The 8,616-nt window shown below is 72.8% G+C and carries 8 protein-coding genes and 2 pseudogenes; 8 read left to right on the top strand and 2 right to left on the bottom strand.

From position 1 onward, the window contains the following. Positions 1 to 320, bottom strand: a pseudogene (locus AB0L29_RS29670) (LysR family transcriptional regulator); the annotation flags it as partial. Positions 321 to 513: 193 nt separating this feature from the next. Then, positions 514 to 825: a hypothetical protein gene (locus tag AB0L29_RS29665; RefSeq protein ID WP_365831362.1), complete on the bottom strand. Its 312-nt coding sequence runs from the start codon at positions 823 to 825 to the stop codon at positions 514 to 516. A gap of 145 nt (positions 826 to 970) precedes the next feature. Between AB0L29_RS29665 and AB0L29_RS29660 the strand changes: the two are divergent. The 8 genes and pseudogenes from AB0L29_RS29660 to AB0L29_RS29625 all read left to right on the top strand — a co-directional run bounded on the left by AB0L29_RS29660 (position 971) and on the right by AB0L29_RS29625 (position 8,592). Next, positions 971 to 2,211: pseudogene (locus AB0L29_RS29660) on the top strand (IS701 family transposase). 172 nt (positions 2,212 to 2,383) lie between these two features. Beyond that, positions 2,384 to 2,467 carry a putative leader peptide gene (locus AB0L29_RS29655; protein ID WP_365831370.1) on the top strand — a complete coding sequence of 28 codons (84 nt, stop codon included), beginning with the start codon at positions 2,384 to 2,386 and terminating at the stop codon, positions 2,465 to 2,467. Between the two features lie 153 nt (positions 2,468 to 2,620). Beyond that, entirely contained in the window at positions 2,621 to 3,766 is a 1,146-nt protein-coding gene (gene sfnG, locus AB0L29_RS29650; protein ID WP_365831360.1) for a dimethylsulfone monooxygenase SfnG, read from the top strand. Positions 3,767 to 3,797: 31 nt separating this feature from the next. Beyond that, complete coding sequence (locus AB0L29_RS29645; protein WP_365831358.1) at positions 3,798 to 5,015, top strand: acyl-CoA dehydrogenase family protein; 1,218 nt, start codon at positions 3,798 to 3,800, stop codon at positions 5,013 to 5,015. A 60-nt stretch (positions 5,016 to 5,075) separates the two neighbouring features. After that, entirely contained in the window at positions 5,076 to 5,630 is a 555-nt protein-coding gene (ssuE, locus tag AB0L29_RS29640; protein ID WP_365831356.1) for an NADPH-dependent FMN reductase, read from the top strand. A gap of 5 nt (positions 5,631 to 5,635) precedes the next feature. Then, positions 5,636 to 6,820: an SfnB family sulfur acquisition oxidoreductase gene (locus AB0L29_RS29635; protein WP_365831354.1), complete on the top strand. Its 1,185-nt coding sequence runs from the start codon at positions 5,636 to 5,638 to the stop codon at positions 6,818 to 6,820. A 23-nt stretch (positions 6,821 to 6,843) separates the two neighbouring features. Continuing rightward, complete coding sequence (locus tag AB0L29_RS29630) at positions 6,844 to 7,989, top strand: LLM class flavin-dependent oxidoreductase (RefSeq protein ID WP_365831352.1); 1,146 nt, start codon at positions 6,844 to 6,846, stop codon at positions 7,987 to 7,989. 273 nt (positions 7,990 to 8,262) lie between these two features. Continuing rightward, positions 8,263 to 8,592: a hypothetical protein gene (locus AB0L29_RS29625; protein ID WP_365831368.1), complete on the top strand. Its 330-nt coding sequence runs from the start codon at positions 8,263 to 8,265 to the stop codon at positions 8,590 to 8,592. Positions 8,593 to 8,616 lie beyond the last annotated feature (24 nt).

Here is an 8,616-nt window from a genome sequence, read left to right as displayed (position 1 = left end):
CCTTCCTGCGCAGGGCGCAGGAAGGCCGCGCGCAGTTCCCGTGCCGCGCGCGGCACCGACTCCGCCCGCCGGCGCCGCAGCATCAGCAGCACCCGTGTCGTGTCCCCGGCGATCGGCCGGTGGGTGATGGCGCCGCGTCGCTCCAGCGGGTCCCCGATCACGCTGGAGTCGGGCAGGACGGTCGCCCCCAGCCCTTCCGCGACCGTCAGCTTGCCCATCTCCGCCCCGTCGGTGAAGTACGCGAAGGAAGGGCCGCGGCCGTCCAGCAACCGGTGGACGTACCGGTGCATCACATAGCCGGTGCGCATCCCGATCAGCGGTGACCGCGGCGATGTATTCCGTTGATCTATACGCCAGCCGTAGATCGTGATCTTGCTGGTGATGTGACCGGGCGCCCCAGTCGGCCGTTGAGTGGCTCAGTTGGCCGCTCCGGTACTCAGAGTTGCCTGCCTGACGCCGGGCGCCGGCATAGCTCGGGCCCTCAGCGCCTGCTGGACCGCATGCTGCACGTCACTACAAGAGCACCAGGATCAGGATCAGCGCGGCGGGCGTAAACAGCATCGTGGCCAGGTGGCTGAACAAGGCCCGCGTCATACCCAGCATGAAGAGCAGCATCAGCCCGCCCGCGAGCCAGCCCCCAAAGATCTGGCCCGCGAGGATCCGAGCGGCGGTCTCCTGCTCCCGGGTAGTTGCCCCGAAGCCCAGTAGCCCGCCGATCACCATCACGAAGAGCACGCCGCAGAGCAGCATGTTCCCCACGCCAACGATGACAGCGACCGGCTTGTCCGCCCGGCGTGCTCGTCTCCAGAGTTGTATGGCGCTCATGGGCACGGGAGCCTATCCAGGGGTGCACCCACGACTGTCAACTGCGGCCGTTTGTGACCATCGGTGTGTGAAGACAGAAGAGCCCGGGGTGGCCGAGAGGGACTGCGTAGACCCTGCCCGCCGGCAGGAGGCGTTCGAGGTCCTGATGGGTCGGACAGCGGGCCGGTTCGCGCGGGTCGAACCCCGGCGCCGGGTGCGGGACCTGGTGCGGGGGTTGCTGTCGGACCCACCGCGCAAGAACTGTTGGAGCATCGCAGAGTGGGCCGGGGAGGCCACCCCGGACGGCATGCAGCACCTGCTCGGCCGGGCCGGGTGGGATGCCGACGCCGTGTGCGACGACGTGCGCGAGTACGTGCTGGAGCACCTGCGCGACGAGGATGCGGTGCTGGTGGTCGACGAGACCGGGGACGTGAAGAAGGGCACGCACACCGTCGGTGTCCAGCGTCAGTACACCGGCACCGCCGGCAGGATCGAGAACGCGCAGGTCGCCGTCCACCTGGTCCACGCGGGCCGCCGCGGGCACGCGGCGGCGGACCGGGAGTTGCACATCCCGCGCTCCTGGGCGGGCGACCCGGACCGCTGCCGGGCCGCGGGCCTGGGCGAGGACACCGTCTTCGCGACCGAGCCGGAGCCGGCCGCCCGCATGACCGGCCGGTTCCTGGACGCCGGGCACCGCGTGGGCTGGGTCACGGGGGACGAGATCTACAGCGGCAACCCGAAGTTGCGGTCCGCGCTGGAAGAGCGCGGGGCCGGCTACGTGCTGGCCGTCGCCTGCTCGGCTGAAGGGACCACCGATGCGGGGAAACTCCGCGCGGATGCCCTGGCCGCAAAGGTGCGCAAGTCGGCCTGGCAGAAACTGTCGGCCGGGGCCGGCGCCAAGGGGCACCGCTTTTACGACTGGGCCGTCATCGACCTGGCCGAACCCCCGTCCGGCAGCCATCAACTGTTGATCCGCCGCAATCACACCACCGGCGAACTCGCCTGCCACCGCTGCTGGTCGTCGGCCCTGGTGGCCCTGGCCACGCTGGTGCGCACAGCCGGTTCGAGACGGCGGGCGGAGGTGACCTTTCAGGCCGGAAAGGGCCTGGCCGGACTGGGCGAGCACCAGGTCCGCCGCTTCACCTCGTGGTCGCGCTGGGTCACCCCCTGGCCATGCTCACCCACGCCTTCCTCGCCGTTGTCCGCGCCGACGAGCACGCCCGCCATCCCGCCCCGGACGGGCTGATCCCGCTCACCTGCAACGAGATCCAGCGACTGTTCACGATGCTCGTCGTCGGGCCGGTGCATGATGCGGCCCACCGGCTCCGCTGGTCCGCCTGGCGACGTCGCCATCAGGCCCGAGCCCGGGCCGGCCATTACCGCCGACAAACTGCGAACCAGACATGAAGATCACGATCTGCGGCTGGAGCATCTATCCGCACCGCCGCAGAATGCGGGTGCCCGCGCATGCGGTTCAAGGGTTTCCCTGTCACACCTTCGTGAAATTCGGTGGTCCGCGATACGAGACCGGTCGGGTTTTCCTTGACGGCCCTCACCCGCGACTGTCACGATCGACGGCATGACAACGCGACTGGACCTCACGCGGCGACGCCACGTCGACCTCGCGCGCGTCTCCAGCGCCTCCTGTTGCGCCGCGGCCTGATCCCGCGGATCCGCCGCATCCCCGACGCCACGCCGCACGCCTCCCTCCCGGACGCCCGTGTGCCGCGCTTCCCCTTCACCGCCTGAATTTCAGGCCGTTTCGCCGTGCCTTTCGAATTCGGCGTTCCCGCGCTTTCCGCAACAGGAGTTCCGCATGCCCGCAGCACCCGTGAAATTCGCCTACTGGGTCCCGAACGTCAGTGGCGGACTCGTCACCAGCACCATCGAGCAGCGCACCGACTGGGGTTACGACTACAACCGCGAACTCGCCGTCCTCGCCGAGGACAACGGATTCGAGTACGCGCTCAGCCAGGTCCGCTACATGGCCAGCTACGGCGCCGAGTACCAGCACGAGTCGACCAGCTTCAGCCTCGCCCTGCTGCTCGCCACACAGCGCCTGAAGGTCATCGCCGCCGTGCACCCCGGCCTGTGGCACCCGGGCGTCCTCGCCAAACTGGGCGTCACCGCGGACCACCTGTCGGGCGGCCGCTTCGCGGTCAACGTCGTCAGCGGCTGGTTCAAGGGCGAGTTCACCGCCCTCGGCGAACCCTGGCTGGAGCACGACGAGCGCTACCGCCGCGCCGAGGAGTTCATCCGCGCCCTGCGCGCCGTCTGGACCGAGGACCACGCCGAACTCGCCGGCGACTTCTACCGGTTGCGCGACTTCTCCCTCAAGCCCAAGCCGCTGGACATCCCCGGGCGCCCGCACCCGGAGATCTTCCAGGGCGGCAACTCCACCGCCGCCCGCGCCATGGCCGGCCGGGTCTCCGACTGGTACTTCTCCAACGGCAAGGACTTCGACGGGGTCGTCGAGCAGATCCGGGACGTGCACGCCTCCGCCGCCCGGGCGGGCCGCAGGCCGCCCCGGTTCGGCCTTAACGGCTTCCTCATCGCCCGCGACAGCGAGGCCGAGGCCCGCGGGACCCTCCGGGAGATCGTCGCCAAGGCCGACACCGAGGCCGTCGAGGGCTTCGGCGCCGCGGTGAAGCAGGCCGGGCAGTCCACCGCCGACGGCAAGGGCATGTGGCAGGACTCCACCTTCGAGGACCTGGTCCAGTACAACGACGGCTTCCGTACGGGGCTCATCGGCACCCCGGAGCAGATCGCCGAGCGGATCGTCGCCTACAAGAAGCTCGGCGTCGACCTCTTCCTGCTCGGCTTCCTGCACTACCACGAGGAAGTCGAGTACTTCGGCCGCCGCGTGCTGCCCCTGGTGCGCGAACTGGAGGCCGGCCTCCCCGACGACGAGGCCGGGCCCGACGCCGGGACCCGGCCCGCGTCCGTCCCCGCCCACGCCTGACCGCACCCGCACCGCGAGAGAGGCCACACCCATGAGCACCGTCACGCCCTCCGACTGGCACACCCGCCCCGCCCCGCGCACCGCCGAGGAGTGGATCGCCCGCGCCGCCGAGGCCGCGGCCGTCCTCGCCACCGACGCCGTGGCCCGCGACCGCGCCGGCGCCACCCCGTACGCCGAGGTCCGGCTGCTGAAGGACGCCGGACTCGTCACCCTGCTGGGTCCCGTCGAGCACGGCGGCGCCGGCCAGGACTGGACCACCGCCTACCGCGTCGTGCGCGAGGTCGCCAAGGCCGACGGCTCCATCGGCCAGCTGCTCGGCTACCACTACCTGTGGAACTGGGCCGCCCGCCTGGTCGGCACCCGCGAGCAGTGGGAGCGCACCGAGGCCGAGGCCGCCCGCGAGCGCTGGTTCTTCGGCGGCGCCGTCAACCCGCGCGACAAGGACGTGGTCGTCACCGAGGACGGCGACGACCTCGTCTTCTCCGGCCGCAAGTCGTTCTCCACCGGCAGCCGGGTCTCCGACGTCACCGTCCTGGAAGGCGTCCTGGAGGGCACGGAGAACCACGTCTTCGCGATCGTGCCCTCGGACACCGCCGGGCTGACCTTCCACGACGACTGGGACAACATCGGCCAGCGGCTCACCGAGAGCGGCAGCGTCACCCTCGACGGCGTGCGCACCCCCTGGTCCTCGGCGCTCGGCTACGTCGGCAAGGAATTCCAGCCGCGCACGTACGCCACCCTCAACGTGCCCACCATCCAGCTCGTCTTCGTCGCCTTCTACCTCGGCATCGCGGGCGGCGCCCTGGAGACGGCGGCGGCCTACACCCGCACCAAGTCCCGGTCCTGGCTGCACGGCGGGTACGAGCGGGCGGTCGACGAACCGTACGTGATCGACACCTACGGCGACCTCACGGCGAAGCTGTGGGCGGTCGAGGCGCTCGCCGACGCCGTCGCCGCCGAGGGGCAGAAGCTGCACGACGACCCCGGCGCGGTCACCGAGCGGGCCCGCGGCGAGTTCGAGGTGCGGGTGGCCGCCGTCAAGGCCCGCGCCACCGACGTGGCGCTGGAGGTCGCCAACCGCGTCTTCGAGGTGACCGGCGCCCGCGCCACCAGCACCGCGGAGGGCCTGGACCGTTTCTGGCGCAACATCCGCACCCACACCCTGCACGATCCGGTCGCCTACAAGCGCCGCGAGGTCGGCCGCTGGGTCCTGGAGGGCGAACTTCCCCAGCCCACCTGGTACTCCTGACCGCTTCCCCGGGGCGCCCGCCGCCGCGCGGGCGCCCCGGCCCTCCCCGAAAGAGGACCCATGGCCACCGTCCTGTCCGTCTCCGGCAGCCCGTCCGCCTCCTCCCGCACCAACCGCCTGCTGCGCCACCTGGACCAGCGCCTGATCGCGCAGGGCCACCGGGTGGTCCCGCTCGACGTCCGCACCGTCCCCGCCGAAGCCCTGCTCGGCGCCGACTTCCGGCACCCGGCGATCGTCGCGGCCACCGAGCTGTTCGCCCGCGCCGACGGCGTCGTCGTCGGCACCCCCGTCTACAAGGCGGCCTACTCCGGTGTCCTCAAGGCGCTCCTGGACCTGCTCCCGCAGTACGCCCTGACCGGCAAGACCGTGCTGCCGCTCGCCACCGGCGGCACCACCGCGCACGTCCTGGCCATCGACTACGCGCTCCGCCCGGTCCTGAACTCCATGGGCGCCGCGCACATCGTGCAGGGCTGGTTCACCCTCGACCAGGACATCACCGTCCACGAGGACGGCTCCCTCACCGTCGCGCCCGCCGCCTCACAGGCCCTCACCCAGGTCGTCGACCAGTTCTCGGCGGCGCTGGGCCGCACGCCCGTCCTGGCCGCGGCGAGCTGAACGCCGTGTCCGCGCACGTGATCGCCGACGACGCGCAGGCCCTGGCCGTCGCGGCCGCCCTCGCCGAGAAGTTCCGCGCGGACGCCTCCGCCCGGGACGCCGAGCGCCGGCTGCCGCGCGAGGAGCTGGACCTGCTGTCCGCCTCCGGGCTGCTCGCCGTCACCGTGCCCGCCGAGCACGGCGGCGCCGACGTCCGCCAGGAGACCCTCGCGGAGATCTTCCGGCTGCTGGCCTCGGCCGACGCCAGCATCGCGCAGATCCCGCAGAGCCACTTCGTCTACGCCAACGTCATCCGCGGCCAGGGCACCGAGCAGCAGCGCACGTTCTTCTTCGGCGAGCTGCTCGCCGGACGCCGTCTCGGCAACGCCCAGTCGGAGGCCGGCACCCGGCACGTCCAGGACATCCGCACCCGGCTGGAGCCGCGGCCGGACGGCTCGTACGTCCTGACCGGCGTCAAGCACTACGCCACCGGAGCCCTGTTCGCCGACTGGATCCCCGTCCTGGCCCGCGCCGAGGACGACGCCCTGCATGTGGCGTACGTGCCCCGGGACGCGCCCGGCCTGACGGTGACCGACGACTGGGACGGCATGGGGCAGCGGACGACCGCCAGCGGCACCGTCCGGCTGGACGGCGTCCCGGTCCCCGCCGACCGGGTACTGCCCCACCACCTCACCTTCCAGGGCCCTCAACTGCACGGTGCGGTCGCGCAGCTGCTGCACGCGGCCATCGACACCGGCATCGCCGGGGGCGCGCTGGCGGAGGCCGTCGCGTTCGTGCGGACCAGGAGCCGGCCCTGGTTCGAGAGCGGCGCCGAGACCGCCGCCGAGGACCCGCTGCTGATCCAGCGGTTCGGCGAACTCGCCCTGCTGGTAAGGGCGTCGGAGGCCCTGCTGCGCGAGGCCGCCCGCACGGTGGACGCGGCGCGGGCCGACCTCACCGACGACTCGGCCGCCGAGGCGTCCGTCGCGGTCGCCACGGCCAAGGTGCAGGCGGCCCGGGCGGCCGTCGAGGTGGCGGACGCCCTGTTCGAGGTGTCCGGCACCCGCTCGGCCCTGCACTCCCTCAACCTGCACCGGCACTGGCGGGACGCCCGCACCCACACCCTGCACGACCCGGTCCGCTGGAAGATCCAGCACATCGGCCGGTACGTGCTCAACGGCACCAGGCCGCCCCGGCACGGCCTGCTCTGACGAACACCTGATCGGAGACCCGCGTGTCCCTCACCTTCCACTGGTTCCTGCCCACCAACGGCGACAGCCGCGATGTCGTCGGCGGCGGCCACGGCACCCCGGCCACCGCCTCCGGGCGGGACCGGCCGCCGACGGTCGCCTACCTGAGCCAGATCGCCCGCGCCGCCGAGCACCTCGGCTTCACCGGCGCGCTCACGCCCACCGGCGCGTGGTGCGAGGACGCGTGGCTGACCACCGCCATGGTCAGCCAGCACACCGAACGCCTGAAGTTCCTGGTCGCCTTCCGGCCCGGATTCGTCTCGCCCACCCTCGCCGCGCAGATGGCCTCCACCTTCCAGCGGCACACCGGCGGGCGGCTCCTGCTCAACGTCGTCACCGGCGGCGAGAGCCACGAGCAGCGCGCCTACGGCGACTTCCTCGACAAGGACGCGCGCTACCGCCGCACCGGCGAATTCCTGCGGATCGTACGGGAGCTGTGGGCGGGCAAGACCGTCGACCTGCACGGCGAGCACCTGCGGGTGGAGGACGCGGCGCTGGCCCGGGTGCCCGACCCGGTCCCCGAGGTGTACTTCGGCGGCTCCTCGCCCGTCGCGGGCGAGGTCGCCGCCCGCCACGCCGACGTCTACCTCACCTGGGGCGAGCCGCCCGCGCAGGTCGCCGAGAAGATCGCCTGGATCCGGTCGCTGGCGGCGAGGGAGGGCCGCACGCCGCGCTTCGGCATCCGGCTGCACGTCATCACCCGCGACACCTCCGCGCAGGCCTGGGCGGAGGCGAACCGGCTGCTCGACGGCTTCGACCCGGAGAGCGTCAGGGCCATCCAGGCCGGGCTGGCCCGCAGCGAGTCCGAGGGACAGCGGCGCATGCTCGCCCTGCACGGCGGCGGCAACCGGGACGCCCTGGAGATCCATCCCAACCTCTGGGCGGGCATCGGCCTGGTGCGCGGCGGCGCGGGCACCGCCCTGGTCGGCAGCCACGACGAGGTCGCCGAGCGGATCAGGGAGTACCACGCCCTGGGCATCGAGGAGTTCGTCCTCTCCGGCTACCCGCACCTGGAGGAGGCGTACTGGTTCGGCGAGGGCGTGCTGCCGCGCCTGGCCGCGCAGGGGCTGTGGCGGCACCCCGCCGGCGGGGAGGACGCCCCCGCGGCGCAGGTGCCGTTCGCGAGCTAGGCCGGGTCCCGCCGACCGATGCCGGCCGGCGCCCGGCGGGACGCGGGGAACCTCGTACGAGTGCGCCGGGCGGGCCGGTCGACGGCCCGCCGTCCGCAGCGGTTCCTCGCCGCGGACGGCCCCGCCCCGGCTTCGGCCGTGCGCGGTGCAGCGCGCGCGGCACCGTCGAGCGGGCGATCGGCCGGGGGATATCCCGTTGTGGGGCCGGGAGCACGGCCATAGAGTCACGGCATGTCCCTGCGCGTTCGTATGCGTCAAGCCCTCCCGGAAGCGATGCGCGCCCGCGACAAGGCCGCGGTGAGCGCCCTGCGCGCGACGCTCGCCGCACTGGACAACGCGGAGGCGGTGCCCGTGGACGAAGCCGGGGCGCGCGGCGCGGCCCTCGAACAGTCACCGGTCGGCGCCGGCGCCACCGAGGCGGCACGACGTGCGCTGAGCGAGCGCGGTGTGGTGGACATCGTGCGGGCCGAGGCCGCCGAACGGCTCGACGCCGCAGCGCAGTTGACCGCGCCCGCGCACGCCGGCCGGGCCGCGCGGCTCCGCGCGGAGGCCGCTGTGCTGCTTCGCTTCCTCGACGAGGGCGACGGCGACGGCACCCCGTAGAACACGGCGGAGGCACCCCGTAGA

It is taken from the genome of Streptomyces sp. NPDC052701, from assembly GCF_040678355.1.
GTDB lineage: Bacteria > Actinomycetota > Actinomycetes > Streptomycetales > Streptomycetaceae > Streptomyces.
This window is presented reverse-complemented; position numbering and strand designations above follow the sequence as displayed.

Excerpts from the sequence above, each read along its gene's own strand:
- AB0L29_RS29655 (WP_365831370.1), top strand. The coding sequence starts at position 2,384 with ATGACAACGCGACTGGACCTCACGCGGCGACGCCACGTCGACCTCGCG.
- AB0L29_RS29645 (WP_365831358.1), top strand. The coding sequence starts at position 3,798 with ATGAGCACCGTCACGCCCTCCGACTGGCACACCCGCCCCGCCCCGCGC.
- AB0L29_RS29625 (WP_365831368.1), top strand. The coding sequence starts at position 8,263 with ATGCGCGCCCGCGACAAGGCCGCGGTGAGCGCCCTGCGCGCGACGCTC.
- ssuE (WP_365831356.1), top strand. The coding sequence starts at position 5,076 with ATGGCCACCGTCCTGTCCGTCTCCGGCAGCCCGTCCGCCTCCTCCCGC.
- sfnG (WP_365831360.1), top strand. The coding sequence starts at position 2,621 with ATGCCCGCAGCACCCGTGAAATTCGCCTACTGGGTCCCGAACGTCAGT.
- AB0L29_RS29665 (WP_365831362.1), bottom strand. The coding sequence starts at position 825 with ATGAGCGCCATACAACTCTGGAGACGAGCACGCCGGGCGGACAAGCCG.